This is a genomic window from Amycolatopsis sp. CFH S0740, from assembly GCF_004522315.1.
GTDB lineage: Bacteria > Actinomycetota > Actinomycetes > Mycobacteriales > Pseudonocardiaceae > Amycolatopsis > Amycolatopsis nivea.
In genome coordinates, this window is record NZ_SDLS01000048.1 from 16,356 (window position 1) to 35,153 (window position 18,798).

The following is an 18,798-nucleotide window of genomic DNA, read 5'->3' on the forward strand; positions in this document are numbered from 1 at the left end:
TCCGGACCGCTCCGCCCGCCACCTGCCGGACGTACTCCCGCCGCGAACTCGCCTATGATCACGCGAGATCTTTCGTTCCGGCCCGGGAGACCGCATGCATACGCCCGACCTCGTGTTCCGAGGCCGTCGCCTCACCAGTGACCGCGCCCTGGTGATGGCCATCGTCAACCGCACCCCCGACTCGTTCTACGACAACGGTGCGACCTTCGAAGAAGCCCCCGCGCAAGCGGCCATCCGCCGCGCGCACGCCGAGGGCGCCGACCTGATCGACATCGGCGGCGTGCCCGCCGGAAAGGGCCCCGAGGTCACCGCGGCCGAGGAGATCCGCCGCGTCGTGCCGACCGTCGAGTGGGCCCGCGAGCACTTCCCCGAGCTGGTCATCAGCGTGGACACCTACCGCGCCGAGGTCGCCGACGCCGTCTGCCGCGCGGGCGCGGACCTGGTCAACGACAACTGGGCCGCGATCGAACCGGAGATCCTCGACGTCGCCGCCGAGCACGGCGCGGGCTACATCTGCTCGCACACCAACGGTCTCGTGCCGCGCACCGAAGCGCTCCGGCCGGTGTACGACGACGTGGTCGCCGCGGTGGTCGAAGGCACCACCGAGCTGGCCGAGCGCGCGCTCGCCGCGGGCGTGCCGCGCGAGGGCATCATGATCGACCCCTGCATCGACTTCGGGAAGAACTCCTACCAGTCGCTCGAGCTGCTGCGGCACGTCGACGCGCTGGTCGCCACCGGCTGGCCGGTGCTGATGGCGCTGTCGAACAAGGACGTCATCGGGGAAACGCTGGACCTCCCGGTCGGCGAACGCGTCATCGGCACGCTCGCCGCCACCGCGGTGTCCGCGCTGCACGGCGCGGCGATGTTCCGCGCGCACCAGGTCCGCGAGACGCGGCAGGTCGCGGAGATGGTGGCGAGCATCGTCGGCACCCGGCCGCCGGCGAACGTTGTACGGTCGGTCTGATGCGCGAGATCTTTCCCGGCAACCAAGACCGCACCGAGGCCGACGTCGAGCAGCTCTACGTCTATCCGGACGTGCCGAAGTGGCTCGCGGTGAACTTCGTGTCGAGTGCCGACGGCGGGATCACCGTCGACGGCCGCTCGGGCGGGCTGTCGACGCCCGCGGACCGGATCGTCTACCGGCTGGGCAACGACCTCGCCGACGTCGTGCTGGTCGGCGCGGGCACCGCACTGGCCGAGGGGTTCGAGGGCCTGCGCCCGGACGAGAAGACCGCGGAGCGGCGGCGCAGGCACGGGCTGGCCCCGATCGCGCCGATCGCCGTGGTCAGCACCGGCCGTTCGCTGCCGCCGGACGCCCCGGTGATCACCAAGGCGCTGGTGCCGACGATCGTCGTCACGAGCGCGGCGACCGATCCGGAACTGCGCGCGGCGTGGGCGTCGGCTGGGGCGGACGTCCTGGTCGCTGGGACAGGCGACCCAACCCTGCACGAGGCCACCGGCGACCCGGCTCTGCACGCGGATCCGGACGACCAGCGCCCGCGCCCCCGGCACGGCGACGTCGACCTGCGGGCCGCGGTGGACGAACTGGCCCGGCGAGGCCTCCGCCGCATCGATTGCGAGGGGGGACCGCACCTGTTCGCGTCGCTGCTCGCCGCGGGCGTCGTGGACGAACTGCGCCTGACCGTCGCGCCGATGCTGATCGCCGGGGACGCCCCGCGCGTCGCGATGGGCGCGGCGATCGACCCGCAGCAGCTCGAACTTCTCTCCGCCCTGGTGGACGACAACTCAGTACTCTTGCGGTATCGCGTCCACTGACCCGATCGTGGCGCAACCGCTCTGCGCAACGCGCGCCGCGCTTGGCGGCTTTGTCCGTACGTGAGGGGAACCCTGAGGGAATCAGAGTCAATGAGGGTTCCCCTCACGTACCTACCGGCACCCCGCCGGGCAAGGTGTCAAGACCGCTGGACAGCATCGTCGGCTTCCTCGAAAGTCTTTTGCGCCTTGGCCAGTTCGTCAGCCGCTCGGGCAGCGCGTTGCTCCGCCTCGGCGAGCCGTTCCCGCAATTCGGTCACCCGCTCGTCGGCCTGCTCGGCCGTCCGCTCCGCGCGCTGCAGATTCCGCTCGGCCTCCGCCCGCGCGCGGACCGCTTGCCGCCGTTCCAGGGCGCGAACCCGAGCTTCCTCCTCGGCTTTCCGGTCCTTTTCGGACTGTCGGGTCTTCTTGGCCGGCGCGGGATTCGTCGGCAGCGACAGCCAGCGGTCGGCGTCCTGGCGGGCCTTCGACGTCAGCCGTCCGGCCAGTGCCAGCCGGGCGACGTCGGCGTCCGCGACGATCGCCTCCAGCGTTTCCTCCACCTCGCGTTCGACGGAATCGCTCAAGCCGGTCGCGTCCCGCACGATCCGCTGCACCAGCTCCGCGCGCTGGTGCGCCAGTTCGCGCAGCCGGGAGCCGTCGAGCTGCTCGTGCGCGTCGCGCAGCTTGTCGCCGAGCGACGCCAGCTCGGTCAGCGGAGCGGAACCGTCGCGCGCCAGGCGGTTGACGTACGCCGCGGCCGCGGTCGGCTTGCGCAGCGCGCGGATCCGGCGCGCCAGCTCGACGTCGCCCGCTTCCTTCGCCGCGCGGGCGGCCGCGGTGCGCTCCGCGACGAAGTCGGCCGGTTCACCTGCGTAGAGCCGGTCGGCGACGGTATCGAAATCCGTGGTTGCCACGTGTGCCACCGAACCACACGAGTAGTCCGAACGCGACGCAACGCGTAACGTGGACGTCCACCCAGCAAGGTCGAGTGAAGCGGGACGGTGCCCATGACGCCTCCGGGCCGGCTCGCGCTGACGGCCAGCCCCCTGGTCGCCGGCGCGCTCAAAGCACTGCAGATCGCCACCGAACTGCCGGTCGCAATGGGCGGACCGGTGTCGGCGGCTTCCCGTTCGCATGTCATCGACCAGCTGCGCGGCACCACCACCCGGTCGTTGCAGCACGTCCAGGTGGACACCGGGGCCGGGCTCGGCGGCAAAGCGGTGGCACTGGCCCGGCCGTCGACGGTGGTCGACTACCTCAGCGCACAGGGCATCACGCACAAATACGACCACGCGGTGGAACCCGAACGGCTGCGCGCGATGGTGGCGCTGCCGGTGCGCGTCGGCGAGAGCACGCGCGCGGTGCTGTACGCGGCGTCCCGGGATTCGATCACGTTCGGCGATCGACTGTTGCACGCGGCGACCGCGGTGGCGACGCGGCTGGGGCGCGACATCGAGGTCGAAGAGGAAGTGCAGCGCCGGCTGGCCGCGCCGACGGCTGTCCCCGCTGCCGAACGCGGCGACCTGCACGCCGAACTCACCGCGATCGCCGGGTCGATCCAGGACGAGAGCGCCCGGCAACGACTGCTGGCGGTGTGCGAGCGGCTGCGTCCGGAACTGGACCTGCCGGGCGTCGCGCTGACCCCGCGCGAGGTCGACGTGCTGCGCCTGGTGAGCGAGGGCTGCACGAACGACGAGATCTCCGACCGGCTCGGCCTGCTGCCCAACACGGTCAAGTCGTACCTGAAACACGCGATGCGGAAGCTGGCTGTGTCCAATCGGGTACAGGCGGTGAACCGGGCTCGCGCCGCTGGGCTGCTTCGCTAGTTTCGCCGGGAGGGCACCCTCCATGTGGGGTGGCTGGATCCGGTCCGGCGAGCGAAAATCACCCGCGCGGGCAGTGCGGCCCGCTGACGCGAAGGGATCGGCACGTGTTTTATGACCTGAGTGTCCGCGATTTCCTCGACCGCGCCGAAACGGTGTACCCGGACCGGATCGCGGTGGTGGACGAACCTGCCCAGCCCGCGCAGTCCTGGGGCGAGGTGACCTACCGCGAACTCGCCCGCCGCGCCCGCGCGCAGGCGGCGAACCTCGACGCGCTCGGCGTTCCGACCGGCGGCCGGGTCGCGATCGTCTCGCACAACTCCGCGCGGCTGCTGACGTCGTTCTTCGGCGTCTCCGGCTGGGGCCGCGTCCTGGTGCCGGTGAACTTCCGCCTCGCGCCCGCCGAGGTGCGCTACATCGTCGAGCATTCCGGCGCCGAGCTCCTGATGATCGACCCCGAGCTGAAACCGTTGCTGGACAGCGTAACCGCGAAACACGTGTTCGTCCTCGGCGAGGACGACGACAGGATCTGGGGCGGCGACGGCGAACCGCGCCCGTGGTCGGCCGACGAATCCGCGACCGCGACGATCAACTACACCTCGGGCACCACCGCGCGACCGAAGGGCGTCCAGCTCACGCACCGCAATTTGTGGCTCAACGCAACGACTTTCGGCCTGCACACCACGCTCAGCGACAACGACGTCCTGCTGCACACGCTGCCGATGTTCCACGCGAACGGCTGGGGCATGCCGTACGCGGTCACCGGTCTCGGCGGACGGCACATCGTGCTGCGCAAAGTGGACGGCACCGAAATTCTGCGCCGCGTGCAGGAACACGGCGTGACGATCATGTGCGCCGCCCCCGCCGTCGTCACCGCGGCACTGGACGGCGCCGCCACCTGGGACGGCGAAATCCCCGGCCGCGACCGAGTCCGCATCGTCGTGGCCGGCGCGCCGCCGCCGACCCGCACCATCGAACGCGTGCGCGCCGAACTCGGCTGGGAATTCATCCAGATCTACGGCCTGACCGAGACGTCGCCGCTGGTCACCGTCAACCGCTTCCGCAGCGAATGGGCCGACCTGGACCCGCACGAGCAGGCGAAACTCCTGGGCCGCGCAGGCGCTCCGGCACTGGGCGTCCGCGTCGCGATCGACGCCGACGGCGAGGTCCTCACCCAAAGCAACCACAACCTCGACGGCTACTGGGAAAACCCGGACGAAACCGCGCGAGTCCAAGAAGGCAACTGGTTCCACACCGGCGACGGCGGCACCTTCGCCGACGGCTACCTCACCATCGCCGACCGCAAGAAGGACGTCATCATCACCGGCGGCGAGAACGTGTCGTCCATCGAGGTGGAAGACGCGCTGAACTCGCACCCGGCCGTCCGGGAAGCCGCGGTGATCGGCATCCCGGACGAAAAATGGGGCGAACTGGTCACCGCGCTGGTGGTGACCGACGGAACCGAGGTGACGGCGGACGAGCTGATCACGCACTGCCGCCAGCACCTGGCCGGATACAAATGCCCGAAGCGAGTGGAATTCCTCGCCGAACTGCCGCGGACGGCTACCGGGAAGATCCAGAAGTTCAAGCTGCGCCAGCCGTTCTGGGAAGGCCAGGGCCGGCAGGTGAACTGAGCCGCGGCGCTCCTTCGGGCCGGGCCCGAAGGAGCACCGCGGCGGCTCAGGACTCTCGCTCCCAGGCCTTCGTGTATTCGCGATATACGCCGTTTTCTCCCCAGAACCACAGGCGCTCGCATTCCGGACAGCGCACGACCAGCGTGGCTTTGCCGAACAACTCGATGCCAGGAGCGTCGACGTCGAATTCGGCATTGGTCAGGAAGTACATGCTGTCCTGCGGGTCGTCGTCGCGGACGATGTTTCCGCACACGCACCGAATTTTCGCCATCCAACCCCCTCAGTCGCGCCTCGCGGCCTGCTTCCTCGACCAAGCGGCGGCGTCGGCACCATACCGGGCCAGCAGTCGCGCGAACTGAACCCGTTCCTCCGCCGACCAAGCGGCGGTGATCTCCTCGAACGCTTTCCGCTGTTCGGCAGCGAACCGGTTGCGTTCCGCCTCGCCCTGCTCGGTCAGCTCAAGCACGGTCCGGCGCCCATCGGCCTGCGAGGCCGCCCTGCGCAGCAACCCATCGGCGATGCACGCGGCGACCGTCCGGCTCGCCACCGGTTGCGCGACGCCCATCTCGACCGCGAGCCCGCCGACTGTCGTCTCGTCGGACGCATCGGCGATCACATTGAGCACGAGATTGCGGGACAAGTCCTTGTTCGACGCCGGGGTTCGCCGGCGCAGCCGGGACAGTGCCGGGCCGATCTGGTCCAGCACCGGATCGTCCGGGGTCCGCTCGGGAGAGCTGCTCATGCGCTTGATCCTAGGCCCGCACCAGCACAGTTGCATACCCAGCGACAAGTACATAGCATTAGGTATGTAAATACTCTGAGCAATGAATCGAGACGACCTCCCATGACACTCACCGCGATCGCCAACGCCCGGGTCTTCGACGGGGAGAAGTCCCTCGGCGTGCAGACCGTGGTCCTCGACGGCACGAGGATCGTCCAGGTCGGCGGCGAGATCCCCGCGGGCAGCGAAACCGTCGACGGCACCGGGGCCACCCTGCTGCCGGGGCTCGTCGACGCGCACGTGCACTCCGCACCCGGTTCGCTGGCGCTGGCACTGCGGTTCGGCGTGACGACCGAACTGGAAATGCAGGGGATGAACACCCGGGAAAACCGGGCGCACATCACCGGCGACGACACCGTGGCCGACGTCCGGTCCGCCGGTTTCGGCATCACCCCGCCCGGCGGTCACCCCAGCGAGCTGATGCCCGAAGGGTTCCGCCCGAAGTGGGACCTCCCGCCGGTAATGCCGCTGATGCCGTTCTCCACCACGCCCGAGGAAGCGGCCGCCTTCGTCCCCCAGCTCCTCGCCCGGGGCTCCGACTTCATCAAGTTCATGATCGACGACGGCAGCGTGGAGGGACATCCCGGACTGCCGTGTCTCGACCAGGCCACCGTGAACGCCGGGGTCGCGGAAGCCAAGAAGTACGGCGCTCTCACCGTCGCCCACGCGCTGACCGTCGACGCGACCAGAATGGCCGTCGAAGCGGGCATCGACGGGCTCGCCCACGTGTTCATGGACCAGCCGCACACCGCCGAGATCGTCAGCCTCGTCAAGGACGCGGGCATGTTCGTCATCCCGTGCATCAGCCTCAACGCCTCGCTGATGGGGATCACCGGCAGCGCGCTCGCCGACGACCCGCGGGTCGCCTCCCGCCTCGACCGCGAGTGGGAGGAAACCCTGCGCTCCAGCTACAACCGCTACCCGCAAGGCAAGCTCGAAGACGTGTACGACACTGTGCGGGCCTTGGACGCCGCGGGCGTCGACGTGCTGGCCGGCACCGATGTCTCCATGCCCGAGACGTTCTTCGGAGGCCTCGCGCACGGAGCGAGCCTGCACCACGAACTGCAGTACCTCGTGGAAGCCGGCCTCACGCCCGAACGAGCCTTGCGCGCAGCCACCGCGACCACCGCCCGCCGCTTCCGCCTCAGCGACCGGGGCCGCGTCGCCGAAGGACTCCGCGCCGACCTTCTGCTCGTCGACGGCGACCCGACCCGCGACATCAGCGACACGCTCAACATCCGCGCCATCTGGCGTCGCGGCGCCCGTCTGGCGGAATGACCCGAATCCTGCGCGGCGAGCCGGTTTTCGGGCAGGGCGAAGTCCTTTTAGGACAGTGTCAGTCGTCGGACGGCCGGTAAACCAGCCGCAGCACCCCGTTGCGGAACGCCGTCGAGTCCGCCAGCTCGAAGTCCAGCTGCGGCCCCTCCGCGGGGAACAGCCGCCGTCCCTTGCCGACCACCACCGGGTACTGCAGCAGGGTCAGCTCGTCCACCAGCCCGTGCGACAGGAGCCACCGCACGAGCGTCGTGCTGCCGCTGGTCATGATGTCGCCGCCCGCGCTGGACTTCAGGTCCGCGATCGCCTCGCCGAGGTCGCCGCGCAGGAGGGTCGTGTTGTGCCAGTCCGCCGCGGTCAGGGTGGTGGACGCGACGTACTTCGGCACGCTGTTCATGAACTCCGCGCCCGGGTCGTCCGTGCGGCCGGGCCACGCCTCGGCGAAGCCCTCGTAGGTCACGCGGCCCAGCAACATCGCGTCGGCGTCCGCCATGCCGTCGCCCACCGCGTGTTCGAGCTCGTCGTTCCAGTACGAGAGCGACCACTGGTCCGGCGCCTCGACCACGCCGTCGAGCGAGACGAACAACGTGGACACGATCTTGCGCATCGAGCGACTCCTTGAGGTTCGGGATCGCCGACACTATGGCGCAGCCGGACCCGCCGACGCAGCCGGTTGGCCCAATACTTGGTCTGTCAGGGCACTTCCGTTACCAACTCGAGTGCCCGACCCAGCGTCGCCAGCCGTTTTTCCAGCGTGTCGCCGGCCGGATACAGCCGGACCGTGTCGACACCGGCGGCGCGCCACACCTTCAGCCGCGCGCGGACCATGTCCTCGGTGCCGATCAGGGTCGTCGCGAGCACCATCTCGTCGGTCACCAGCCCGGCCGCGCCGTCGCGATCGCCGGACTGCCAGCGTTCCCGCACCTCCGCGGCGACGTCCGCCCAGCCTTGCCTGCTGTAGGCGTCGTGGTAGAAGTTCGTGCTCGCCGAACCCATGCCGCCCAGCGAAAACGCCAGCTCCTTCTTCCGCCCGCCGACCATCGGGCGCAGTTCGTCCTCATCGGACGCGAACGCGACCTCCGCGCCTTGGCACACCACGAGATCGCCGCGGCTCCGACCGGCTTTCGCGAGCCCGGCGTCGAGGTGGCGGAAGTACGCGTCGGCGCCCTCGGGGACGAAGCTCGTGCCGAGCCAGCCGTCGGCGAGTTCTCCGGTGAGCTCCAGCATTCGCGGCGACAGCGTGGCCAGGTAGATCGGGATGTCCTCGTTCGGCGTCGTCGACAGCCGCATCGGGCGGGACTCTCCCGGCAGCGGGATCTGGAAAGCCTTGCCCGCGAAGGAGATTTTCTCCCCGGCGAAGGCACTGCGGACGATCTGCACCGTCTCGCGCATCCGCGTCAGCGGCCGCGCGAACGGCACCCCGTGCAGCCCCTCGATCACCTGCGGACCGGACGGCCCGAGCCCCAGCGCGAACCGCCCGCCGGACATCTCGGCCAGGGTGAGCGCGGCCTGCGCGAGCGCGACCGGCGTGCGCACGCCGAGCTGCATGATTCCGGAACCGAGCCGGATCCGGTCCGTGCGCGCGGCCAAGTAGCCGAGCACCGACGGCCCGTCCGAACCCCACGCCTCGGCCACCCAGCATTCGCCGAGACCCAGTTTTTCCGCCTCCAGCACGAAATCCCGGGTCTCCGGCCAGCCGGACGACGCCTCGACGGTGGTGGCCGTGCGCATCATCCGGCGGCTTCCACGCGGTCCTTGATCGCGCCGAGCGTGGCGGTCATCGAGGCCTCGAACTCGCTCAGCCGGACGTGCACGATCTTCTGCTCCTTCTCCGGCATCCGCGCGATCACCTCGGTCACCCCGGACGGCCCCGGCCCCATCTGCGCCCACTGTGTGAGCCGCGTGCCGCCGTTCTCCGGGGCGAGGGTGAACCGCCAGACCGCGGTCGGATTGGCCGGATCGCTGACCGCCCAGGCGAAGACGCGCGGCTCCTCGCATTCGACGATGTAGGACGTGGTTTCCCAGTCGCCGCGCGCCTGGTGGTGGTTGCGCCCGACGAAGGACCGCCCGAGCGCCGGCGCGGAACCCTCGTCGCACCACCGGACCGACTGCAGTTCGCCGCTCAGTTCCGGCATCAGCGCGACGTCCGAGGCGAACCGCCACACCTGCTCGGGCGAGCCGTCGATCCACGCGTCCACCTGCACCGTCGGGGCGTCCGCGTACCGCGCGCCGGTCCACTCCATGGCGAGTCCTCCTCGGTTGGCGTCTCGACCAGCATAGTTGCGTAACTAGACTGACCCTGTCAACGCCACGGACCGCTATTCCTGCGGCGCGAACCTCGCCTGAACGTCCGGCCGCTGCGAGAGGCGTTCCGGAAAGCCGGGCCCGCGCCGCATCCGGGTGTCCTCGGCGGACAACGGCTCGCCGCAGTCCGCGCAGACGACGGTCGCGGTCGTGTCGTGCCCGCAGGCGTCGTGGTGCAGCACGATCGGCGGACCCGCTTCGGTGGCCAGCCACCGGTCGCCCCAGGCCGTCATCGCGGCCAGCACGCTCCAGAAATCGCGGCCCTTTTCGGTGAGCACGTAGTCGTAGCGCACCGGTTCGGCCTGGTAGGCGCGCTTTTCGAGCAAACCCTCGTCGACCAGCCTGCGCAGCCGGTCGGCGAGGGTGTTGCGTGCGATGCCGAGCGCCTGCTGGAACTCGTCGAAGCGGCGGACGCCGTAGAAGGCGTCCCGCAGCACCAGCGGCGTCCACCAGTCCCCGAGCAGGTCCATGGTCCGGGCGATCGAGCACGGCCACTGCGCGAAGGAAGTGCGTTTCATGACGGCGAGGATACGCCGTCCCACAGTGCAACCCAGCAGGTCAGACGCGATGCCCGACGGTCACGTCGACAGTGTCGGGCACTTCTTCGTGCTCGTCGCCGACCGAGAGCGTCCCGGACGGCTCCACGAGCAGCACCACCGCGCCCTCCTTCGACGACGGCTTGTGGAAGGTGCCGCGCGGGACCACGAACGCCTGCTCGCGGGTCAACGTCACGGTGCGCTCGCCGTCCGCTTCGCGCAGGCCGATCTCGATGCTGCCGTCGAGAACGAGGAAGAACTCGTCGGTGTTGTCGTGCTTGTGCCACACGTGTTCGCCGGCGAACCGGGCGAGGCGGATGTCGTAGTCGTTGACGTTGGCGACGATCCGGGGGCTCCACGGGGCGTCGAATCCGGCGAGCACGGCCCGCAGATCCAGGGGCTGAGTAGTCATGGCTCGATCTTGGGCCTGGTCTCGCGCCGCCGGGAGTGCTAGGAATCGCATATGCCGAAAGGATCCTCGCACCGTGTCGTGATGATCGTCGGCGACGGCTCGAATCCGTTCGAGATGGGCGTCGCGACGGAACTGTTCGGCCTGCGCCGGCCGGAACTGCGCCGGCCCTGGTACGACTTCGCGCTCGCGGCCCCCGGCGGGCAAGCTCGGATGCACCTCGGCTTCTTCACCCTCGCCGACGTCGCAGGCCTCGACGCGGTGGACAGCGCGGACACGGTGATCGTCCCGAACCGGCCGGATCCGGCTACTCCTGCCGACCCGGAAATCCTCGCCGCGATCCAGCGTGCGGACGCCCGCGGCGCACGGTTGATGAGCTTCTGCACCGGCGCGTTCACCCTGGCCGAGGCAGGCGTGCTGGACGATCGCCGGGCCACCACGCACTGGCAATGGGCCGATGAGTTCACCGCGCGCTACCCGCGGGTCCGACTGGAGCCGGACGTCCTCTTCGTCGAAGACGGCACAGTTCTTACCGCCGCCGGAAGCGCGGCCGCACTCGACTTGTCGCTGCACGTGATCCAACGCGATCACGGCGCGGAAATCGCCAACGCGGTCAGCCGTCGCCTCGTTTTCACCGGACATCGCGAAGGCGGCCAGCAGCAGTTCGTGGAACGCCCGATGCCGGAGATTCCCGACGCCTCGCTCGCGCCGGTGCTGGAATGGGCCCGGCAGCGTCTCGACCAGCCGCTCGCGGTCACCGACCTCGCCGCCCGCGCGTCGACCAGCGCCGCCACCCTGCACCGCCGGTTCCGCGCGGAACTCGGCACGACGCCGCTCGCCTGGCTCACCGCCGAACGCGTGACGCTGGCCCGCAGGCTCATCGAACGCGGCGAACATGGTCTGGACCGCATCGCCGCCCGCACCGGGCTCGGCACCGGCGCGAATCTCCGGCTGCAACTGCGCAGGCACACCGGCCTGTCGCCGTCCGAATACCGCAAACGATTCGGCCCGGCGGCCTAATTCGCCTCAGGGTCCACTGTGGACCCTACGAAGGGATTGCTCCATTCGGCCTAATCGGCGAAGTTCCGGTTAAGCCCCGATGACCGGAACCCGCCAAAGGTTTTATGCCAGACGAACGAAAGTTGGCCGGAACGGACAGAATTCCGCCGAGCCCTCACCGGATCGCGGACAGATCCGCTAGCTTGGCCGCAGACGGCAGAACGAACGGGGAGACGAGCATGGCCAGACGCCGCCCGCAGGGACGGAACGCCCGCAGCCGGGCTTTCGCCGCCCTCGCCGGAGGCGCGCTCGTGGTGCTGCCGACAGTGACGTCGTCCGGCATCCCGGTGGCGTTGCGCGCCGCTGAGCCGCCGTCGGCCGCCCAGGCCGCGCCCAGCGTTCCCGGACTGCCGCCGGGCATCACGCTCCCGCCGATCGGCGTCGACGGCAGCCTCCCGCAGCCGCCGGTCCCGCAGGCGCTCGGCGTCCCGGGCTACCCGAACGGCCCCGGCTCGGCGACCACCGCCGGCCCGCTGGGCATCCCGGACAGCATGCTGCGCGCCTACCGCAACGCGGCCGACATCATGGCCCGCGAACAGCCCGGCTGCCACGTCGACTGGGCGCTGATCGCGGCCATCGGACGGGTCGAGTCGAACCACGCCCGCGGCGGCTACGTCGACGCGCGCGGCAACACCCTCGAACGGATTCTCGGCCCGGTACTCGACGGTTCCGGCGGATTCGCCGCGATCCGCGACACCGACCACGGCCGCTTCGACGGCGACCCGGTGTGGGACCGCGCGGTCGGCGCGACCCAGTTCATCCCGTCGACCTGGGCGTCCTACGCCTCCGACGGCAACGGCGACGGCGTTTCCGACCCGAACAACATCTACGACGAAACGCTCGCCACCGCGCGCTACCTGTGCTCGGGAGGTCTGGACCTCTCCAGCGACGCCGCCCAGCGCCTCGCGGTGCGCCGGTACAACAACTCGCAGTCCTATGTGGACACTGTGATGGCGTACGCGTACGGCTACCGCAACGGCGTCTCGAAGCTGCCGGACAGCCAGGTCCCGATCGGAGCCCCGCCCGGCCCCGGAGCGGTCGAAGCCGCCGCGGGCAGCCCGGCGGGCGACGTCGCCCCGCCCGCGCCGCCGCCGGTCACCCCGGCCCCGCCGAGCCAGCAGCCCGGCGCCCCGACGCAGCTTCCCGGCAGCAGCACCGCGCCGAGCAGCAGTTCGTCCCCGGCGAAGCCGACCAGCTCGGCGCCGACCACGTCGACGACGCCTACCTCGTCGACGAGCCCCACCAGCACCACGCCGACGACGAGCACGACGCCGTCCACCTCGGCCCCGGCGAACCCGGCGACGTCCAGCACCACGACCTCCAGCACCACCACGGAGGCCTCGCCGACGCACTGACCGCGGCGTTCGTATAGTCCGGACCAAACCGGACTACGGGGGAGCGATCGTGGCGTGGAATCCTCGGCACCTGCCTGACCTGGCCGGCCGGTGCTACGCGGTGACCGGCGGCAACGCCGGGATCGGCTACTTCATCACCGAGCAGCTTGCCGCCGCCGGAGCCCACGTCGCCCTACTGGGCCGAGACCCGTCGCGGCTGCGCGCGGCCGTCGAGATGGTGCGCACCCGGGTCGGTTCGACTTCGCTGAGCACAATCCCGCTGGACCTCGCGGATCTCGACTCCGTCCCGTCCGCCGTCGAAGCGCTCGGCCGGCTCGACCGCTTGGACGCGTTGATCGAGAACGCCGGCATCACTGCCCCCGGACCGGTGCGCCGGACCACGAAACAGGGCTTGGAACTGGCGGTCGGCACCAACCATTTCGGCCACTTCGCCCTCACCGCGCTGGCGATGCCGGTGCTGACCGCGTCGTCCGCGCGCGTGGTGCTGGCGGGCAGCCTGATCACCCGGATGTATCCGTACGACATCCATGATCTGCAGAGTTCGCGCAAGTATTCGGACTTCCGCGCGTATGCGTTGTCGAAGCACGCCGTGCAGTCATTCGCGATGGAACTCGACCGACGCCTGCGTGCCGCCTCTTCACCGGTGCGGGCGATCCTCGCGCACCCCGGGTTCAGCCTGGAGCGGACCAGCCCCGCGCGTCCGGGAATCACCCAGCCAGTGCCGGTGATGCGCCTGCTCGCGCCCTATACGCACGGAAAGGACCATGGCGCTTGGCCAGCGGTCCGGGCCGCCGTCGACCCCACCGCGACCGGCGGCGCTTACTACGGTCCGGCTTTCGGCGGAGTGGGCCGCCCCCGGCTGGGCACGGCGATGGGCGCGTCCCGGGATCCAGCACGGGGCCGTCGATTGTGGACGCTTTCCGAGGAGGCGACCGGGATCCGCTTCGACGCCCGCCGTTGAGCCTACCCGCCGATCCGGGCCGCGATCCCGTCCAGAAGCCGGTCCAATCCGAACTCCGACGCGTCCGACGCCTGCTCCGCGGACGGCTTCTCGAACCCGCCGGCAAGCCACGTCCGGTTCATCGCCGGATGAGACTCGACGTCGAAATACGTGTGCCAGAAAGAAGAACGCTGTCCCCACCACGCCTCATTGGACTGTCCGGTGGTCCGTTCCAAGTGGACGCTTTCCGCCTCGGCCGCCGCGTTCGCGTCCACGTACCCCGCGACCGAATTGGCCGCCGCGACGATTTCCCGGGCAGGCAGTCCCAGACTCTCCATAATGGACAGCAGGTATTCCTGGCCGGCCAGCTGCCCCGGGCCAAGCGCGGGCCGCACGCGCGAACGCTCGCGCAGCCACGGATGCCGACGGTAAATGTCGCGAGTGCGGTCGGCGTAAACACGCACCTGCGCACGCCAATCCTCCGGCCGCGGCTCGCCGGGTCCGGGAAGATTCCGTTCCAGGAGAACGGTGTCGACCATGAGATCGATCAGCTCGGTTTTGCCGGGAACGTAGGTATAGAGCGTCATCGTGCCCGCCCCGAGCTCTTTCGCGACGCGATGCATGGACGTCGCGACGAGCCCCTCGGCGTCGGCGACCGCGATGGCCGCCACGATGATCCGTTCGATGGTGAGCGTCGGCCGCCTGCCGCGAGCCGAGGGTTCCGGAGCGCCCGCACAATCGCGCCACAGCAGCGCGAGCGTGCGCGCGACCTCCTCGCGCGCGGCCTCGGGACCGTCGCCCTCGTGCCCGACGATCATCGTGTCCCCTCCCGGCCTCGTACCGTCAGCGTGGGATCTTACCTGCCGTTTCAGGACCTTCGTCCCCTCCGCGACGACGCCTTGGCCGCTACGCTGGGCAGCGAGGGAGGTGGTTCCAGTGACGGAACGCAAACCACCGGGCGTGTCGTACGGCTCGTGGGTCGACCGGCAAATCGCCGCCGCCGAAGCCCGCGGCGACTTCGAAGACCTTCCCGGAACAGGAAAACCGCTGCCGCCCCCGAGCGGCCGCGACGCCGCCACCGACTGGGCGATCCGCCGCGCCCGCGAAGGCGACCTCGACGTAGCCGCGTTCCTGCCGCCATCGCTCGCCTTGCCGCGCGAAATCCAAGACCTGCCGGGGAAACTGGCGAAAGTCCACTCCGAAGCCAAGGTGCGGCAGATCGTCGAAGACCTGAACGCCCGCATCCGCAAGGCACACGCGATGCCCCAGGACGGCCCGGTGCTGCGAGCCCGCCCGCTGGACGTGGAGGAAACGGTGGCGAACTGGCGCGCGGGACGGGGAGAGTCCTGAGCCACGCGGGGTGAATGCGGGCTGTGTGCCCGTCTCGCCGAACCCGCTGCAGGGCTGTTCCAGCCGCTCGCGAAACTCCGCCTTGGCCGGACGCGCGGCACCACCGCCCACGCTTGAAATCCCGCGCCACCAGCTGCGCGGCTCGCTCCCTTCCGCCCGCAGCGGCACGACCCCGACCGCTCGCGGCGTGGCCAAACGCGCGGCCCTGCGCCCGCTCCGCCTACACACCCCCACGCGCGCCCGAAAACCCACCCCGGCCAGACACACGCCCCCTGCGCCGCAACAGCACGACCCCGCCCGCTCACAGCGTGGCCAGACACGCGACCGTGCGCCCGCCCCGCCACCACATCCCCGCCCACACCCGAATGCCCGCCCCGGCCGGGCACACGCCCTTCGCCGCAACAGCACGACCCCGCCCGGTCGCAGCATGGCCAAACGCGCGACCCTGCGCCCGCCGCCACCACATCCCCGCCCACGCCCGAAACCCACCGCCCACCAGACGCGCCGCCCGCACCCGCCGCCCCTCCATCCAGCCCCACTCCCCTTCACACCCCGGCCCCCACCCTCCGAATGCGGCTACGCTGGGTAGCACGCGGGCGAAGGGAAGAAAACCGTGGTCGGAGTTCGTCGGGTTGCCTTCGTGGTCGCCGCGGTGCTCTTGTTGTTCGGCGAGCCGTGGTCGGTGCTCGTGCTGTTGCCGGAGTGGCCGGTCGCCGGCACCGTCGTGGGCACGATCGTTTTCGCCGTCGCCGCGGTGAGTTTTCCGGTGCTCATGGTGCTCGGGCACGGTCCGAAGCAGAGCGACGCCGCCGCGCGGGTCGGGGACGTCACGCTCGGCGCGGTGTGGGTGCTGTTCACCTGGAGCGTCCTGACGCACCTGCTGCGGCTGGTCCTGCTGGTGTCCGGAGTGGACGATCCCGCGCGGCCACGGATCGTAGCCGCGGTCACGCTGGCCGTCGCGGCGGTGCTGCTCGTCAGCGGGAACCGGATCGCCATGCGGGTGCCGCCGGTGAAGGCGGTCGACGTCGTGCTGCCGAAGCTCGGCCCCGGGCTCGACGGGCTGCGCGTCGCGGTCGTCACCGACACCCACTACGGCCCGCTCGACCGCACCCGCTGGTCCGAGCGCCTGGTCGCGGAACTGAACCGGCTGCAGCCCGACGTCGTCTGCCATGCCGGGGACCTCGCCGACGGATCGGTCGCCAAACGGCGCAAGCAGGTCGACCCGCTCGGCGGCGTGCAAGCCCCGCTCGGCCGGTTCTACATCACCGGCAACCACGAGTACTTCGGCGAGGCACAGGCCTGGCTGGACCACATGGCGAGCCTCGGCTGGGACACCCTGCACAACCGCTCGACCCTCATCGAACGCGACGGCGCCCGCCTGCTCTTCGCCGGCATCGACGACCCCACCGGAGCCGCCTCCGGCCTGCCCGGCCACGGCCCCGACCTGGCCGCCGCCCTCGACGGCGCCGATCCCGACGTCCCCGTCGTCCTGCTCGCCCACCAGCCGAAACAGGTCGCCCAGGCCCGCGAGGAGAACGTCGACCTGCAGATCTCCGGCCACACCCACGGCGGCCAGATCTGGCCGTTCCACCTCCTCGTCCGCCTCGACCAGCCGACCCTGTCCGGCCTCACCCGGCACGGCCCGACCCAGCTGTACAACAGCCGCGGCTCCGGCTTCTGGGGCCCGCCGTTCCGGGTCTTCGCCCCGAACGAAATCGCCCTCCTGACCCTCCGCAGCGCCTAAACCCGCCAGCCCCCTCGCATCCCAGCAGATCCCACCGACTAATTTTTTTGTCTTGACAACTCAAACCATCGGATGCGAGAGTTCTCCTCAACAGCACCACCCCGAGGAGGAACCCCATGCCCACCGTCACGTCCGCCGACGGCACCCAGATCGCCTACTCCCGCACCGGCTCCGGCCCCGCGCTCGTCCTCGTCGACGGCGCGCTCTGCTACCGCACCTCGACCCCCAACGACGATCTCGCCAAAGCCCTCGCGGACCGCTTCACCGTCTACACGTTCGACCGCCGAGGCAGAGGCGAAAGCGGCGACACCGCCCCGTACGACGTCGAGCGCGAGATCGAAGACATCTCCGCACTGGCCAAGGAAGCAGGCGGAGAGATCAGCCTGTACGGCATCTCGTCCGGCGCCGCCCTCGTACTGGAAGCCGCCCATCGCGGCGTGCCGGTCAAGAAGGTCGCGGTGTACGAACCGCCGTTCGTCGTCGACAGCACCCGCAAGCGCGTCCCGACCGACTACCAAGCGAAGCTCGAAGCAGCCGTCGCCGCCGGAAAACCGGGCGACGCGATCAAGACGTTCATGGTCGAAGGCGTCGGACTGCCCGCCCTGATGGTCACGATGATGCGCCTGATGCCCGCCTGGCCGCGGATGAAGCGCGTGGCCCACACCCTCGCCTACGACGCCCAGATCATGGACGACAACCAGTCCGGCCGCCCACTCCCCGCCGAACGCTGGTCCGGAATCACCGCCCCCACCCTGATCCTCGACGGCGGCAAGAGCCCCGAGTGGATGCGCAACGGCGTCGCAGCAGCGGCGGCCCAACTGCCCCACGCCACGTACCGCACCCTGCCCGGCCAGACGCACCTGGTGAAAACCGCCGCGCTGGCACCGGTACTGGCGGAGTTTTTCGCCACGAACTGACCCGCCACCAGCCGTCGTGAGGCAAGCTGCGACACGTGGCCACGCGAGCATTGATCTTCGACTTCGACGGCACCCTCGCCGACACCGAAGCAGCGGTACTGCGGTCCTGGCAGGAAATGTTCGCCGGACATGGAGTCGAACTGCCCCTGGACGTCTGGCACACAGTCATCGGCACCCAGAACACCGCCGCGACGATGTTCAAGCTGCTAGCCGAACAAGTAGAAAACGTGGACCCGGAATCGCTGCGCCCGTCCATGCGCGCCCGAGTACACGAACTCCTAGCCGAAGACGGCCCACGAGAAGGCGTACTCGACTACCTAGACGAAGCTGCCCGCCGCGGTTTGTCCCTAGGCGTCGCCTCAAGCTCCTCCGGCACCTGGGTACACGGCCAACTGGAACGCCTAGGCCTGGCCGCCCGCTTCACCGCAGTAGAAACCGGCGACCGCCACAAACCAAAGCCAGACCCAGACACCTACCTCGCGGCCCTGCGAACCCTAGGCGTAACCGCGGAAGAAGCCCTGGCCTTCGAAGACTCCCCGCACGGCGTGAGCGCAGCGAAAGCAGCCGGAATCACCACCATCGCAGTACCAAACCCCATCACCGCAACCCTGGACTTCGCCAAAGCAGACCAAGTCCTCCCGTCCTTCACCACCACCCCGCTCAGCACATTGCTGCAACAGTTCGGTACGTGAGGGCCACCCTCATTGACTCTGATTCCCTGAGGGTTCCCCTCACGACCAGCCACCGGGCCGTGAAGGACCCCAATGTGGCATTGGGTGCGTCGCACGCACCGAACGCCACATTGGGTGCGTCAGATGCACCCAATGCCACATTGGGGCGCAAGCCCCACCCCCAGCCAACCCGCACCGGTGCACCCACCGATCAAGGCACCCACCCGCAGCCGATGCACCCAACG

Annotated in this window: 21 protein-coding genes; 12 read left to right on the forward strand and 9 right to left on the reverse strand. The window is 70.0% G+C overall.

Annotation, left to right across the window (positions count from 1 at the left end):
• Positions 1-94 precede the first annotated feature (94 nt).
• Together folP and EIZ45_RS43440 are read left to right on the forward strand one after the other, a co-directional pair.
• Complete coding sequence (gene folP / locus EIZ45_RS43435; RefSeq protein ID WP_037815165.1) at positions 95-964, forward strand: dihydropteroate synthase; 870 nt, start codon at positions 95-97, stop codon at positions 962-964.
• Positions 964-1,776 (forward strand): pyrimidine reductase family protein, encoded by an 813-nt coding sequence (locus tag EIZ45_RS43440; RefSeq protein ID WP_134670052.1) that lies wholly within the window; start codon positions 964-966, stop codon positions 1,774-1,776. Before folP ends, EIZ45_RS43440 begins: the two co-directional genes overlap by 1 nt.
• A 137-nt stretch (positions 1,777-1,913) precedes the next feature.
• On the opposite strand, the gene EIZ45_RS43445 is transcribed toward EIZ45_RS43440, so the two are convergent.
• On the reverse strand, positions 1,914-2,669 hold the full coding sequence (locus tag EIZ45_RS43445) for a hypothetical protein (protein WP_043835060.1): 756 nt from the start codon (positions 2,667-2,669) through the stop codon (positions 1,914-1,916).
• Positions 2,670-2,762: 93 nt separating this feature from the next.
• On the opposite strand from EIZ45_RS43445, the gene EIZ45_RS43450 reads away from it, so the two are divergent.
• Positions 2,763-3,581: a response regulator transcription factor gene (locus EIZ45_RS43450; RefSeq protein ID WP_037815172.1), complete on the forward strand. Its 819-nt coding sequence runs from the start codon at positions 2,763-2,765 to the stop codon at positions 3,579-3,581.
• A 104-nt stretch (positions 3,582-3,685) separates the two neighbouring features.
• The gene (locus EIZ45_RS43455) at positions 3,686-5,212 is read left to right on the forward strand and encodes an AMP-binding protein (RefSeq protein WP_134670055.1); all 1,527 of its coding nucleotides are present in this window, start codon (positions 3,686-3,688) and stop codon (positions 5,210-5,212) included.
• A gap of 46 nt (positions 5,213-5,258) precedes the next feature.
• Here EIZ45_RS43455 and EIZ45_RS43460 read toward each other — a convergent pair whose 3' ends face one another.
• Positions 5,259-5,483: a hypothetical protein gene (locus EIZ45_RS43460; protein WP_037815175.1), complete on the reverse strand. Its 225-nt coding sequence runs from the start codon at positions 5,481-5,483 to the stop codon at positions 5,259-5,261.
• 9 nt (positions 5,484-5,492) lie between these two features.
• Positions 5,493-5,954: a MarR family winged helix-turn-helix transcriptional regulator gene (locus EIZ45_RS43465; protein ID WP_037815176.1), complete on the reverse strand. Its 462-nt coding sequence runs from the start codon at positions 5,952-5,954 to the stop codon at positions 5,493-5,495.
• 102 nt (positions 5,955-6,056) lie between these two features.
• Between EIZ45_RS43465 and EIZ45_RS43470 the strand changes: the two genes are divergently transcribed.
• Positions 6,057-7,271: an amidohydrolase family protein gene (locus EIZ45_RS43470; protein ID WP_134670058.1), complete on the forward strand. Its 1,215-nt coding sequence runs from the start codon at positions 6,057-6,059 to the stop codon at positions 7,269-7,271.
• Positions 7,272-7,329: 58 nt separating this feature from the next.
• Here the strand turns inward: EIZ45_RS43470 and EIZ45_RS43475 are convergent, their stop codons facing one another.
• The 5 genes from EIZ45_RS43475 to EIZ45_RS43495 all read right to left on the reverse strand — a co-directional run bounded on the left by EIZ45_RS43475 (position 7,330) and on the right by EIZ45_RS43495 (position 10,520).
• A complete protein-coding gene (locus EIZ45_RS43475) occupies positions 7,330-7,875 on the reverse strand; it encodes a dihydrofolate reductase family protein (protein WP_037815178.1) in 546 nt (181 codons plus the stop codon).
• Positions 7,876-7,961: 86 nt separating this feature from the next.
• A complete protein-coding gene (locus tag EIZ45_RS43480; protein WP_043835066.1) occupies positions 7,962-8,999 on the reverse strand; it encodes an LLM class flavin-dependent oxidoreductase in 1,038 nt (345 codons plus the stop codon).
• On the reverse strand, positions 8,999-9,511 hold the full coding sequence (locus tag EIZ45_RS43485) for an SRPBCC family protein (RefSeq protein ID WP_037815180.1): 513 nt from the start codon (positions 9,509-9,511) through the stop codon (positions 8,999-9,001). Before EIZ45_RS43485 ends, EIZ45_RS43480 begins: the two co-directional genes overlap by 1 nt.
• A 75-nt stretch (positions 9,512-9,586) precedes the next feature.
• Entirely contained in the window at positions 9,587-10,090 is a 504-nt protein-coding gene (locus EIZ45_RS43490; protein WP_037815182.1) for a helix-turn-helix domain-containing protein, read from the reverse strand.
• A 40-nt stretch (positions 10,091-10,130) separates the two neighbouring features.
• Entirely contained in the window at positions 10,131-10,520 is a 390-nt protein-coding gene (locus tag EIZ45_RS43495) for a cupin domain-containing protein (protein ID WP_134670060.1), read from the reverse strand.
• 51 nt (positions 10,521-10,571) lie between these two features.
• Between EIZ45_RS43495 and EIZ45_RS43500 the strand changes: the two genes are divergently transcribed.
• The 3 genes from EIZ45_RS43500 (at position 10,572) to EIZ45_RS43510 (ending at position 13,892) form a co-directional block, all read left to right on the forward strand.
• A complete protein-coding gene (locus EIZ45_RS43500) occupies positions 10,572-11,537 on the forward strand; it encodes a helix-turn-helix domain-containing protein (RefSeq protein WP_134670062.1) in 966 nt (321 codons plus the stop codon).
• Positions 11,538-11,755: 218 nt separating this feature from the next.
• Complete coding sequence (locus EIZ45_RS43505; RefSeq protein WP_134670064.1) at positions 11,756-12,931, forward strand: lytic transglycosylase domain-containing protein; 1,176 nt, start codon at positions 11,756-11,758, stop codon at positions 12,929-12,931.
• A 49-nt stretch (positions 12,932-12,980) separates the two neighbouring features.
• The gene (locus EIZ45_RS43510; RefSeq protein WP_134670066.1) at positions 12,981-13,892 is read left to right on the forward strand and encodes an SDR family NAD(P)-dependent oxidoreductase; all 912 of its coding nucleotides are present in this window, start codon (positions 12,981-12,983) and stop codon (positions 13,890-13,892) included.
• 2 nt (positions 13,893-13,894) lie between these two features.
• Here EIZ45_RS43510 and EIZ45_RS43515 read toward each other — a convergent pair whose 3' ends face one another.
• Positions 13,895-14,689: a TetR/AcrR family transcriptional regulator gene (locus EIZ45_RS43515; protein WP_167756718.1), complete on the reverse strand. Its 795-nt coding sequence runs from the start codon at positions 14,687-14,689 to the stop codon at positions 13,895-13,897.
• Positions 14,690-14,807: 118 nt separating this feature from the next.
• On the opposite strand from EIZ45_RS43515, the gene EIZ45_RS43520 reads away from it, so the two are divergent.
• From EIZ45_RS43520 to EIZ45_RS43535, 4 genes are all read left to right on the forward strand, one after another.
• Complete coding sequence (locus EIZ45_RS43520; RefSeq protein ID WP_037815197.1) at positions 14,808-15,221, forward strand: DUF1992 domain-containing protein; 414 nt, start codon at positions 14,808-14,810, stop codon at positions 15,219-15,221.
• A 613-nt stretch (positions 15,222-15,834) separates the two neighbouring features.
• Positions 15,835-16,965: a metallophosphoesterase gene (locus EIZ45_RS43525; protein ID WP_167756719.1), complete on the forward strand. Its 1,131-nt coding sequence runs from the start codon at positions 15,835-15,837 to the stop codon at positions 16,963-16,965.
• Between the two features lie 116 nt (positions 16,966-17,081).
• Positions 17,082-17,882, forward strand: coding sequence for an alpha/beta fold hydrolase (locus tag EIZ45_RS43530; protein ID WP_134670070.1), 801 nt, complete (start codon positions 17,082-17,084; stop codon positions 17,880-17,882).
• A gap of 35 nt (positions 17,883-17,917) precedes the next feature.
• A complete protein-coding gene (locus tag EIZ45_RS43535; RefSeq protein ID WP_134670073.1) occupies positions 17,918-18,574 on the forward strand; it encodes an HAD family phosphatase in 657 nt (218 codons plus the stop codon).
• Positions 18,575-18,798 lie beyond the last annotated feature (224 nt).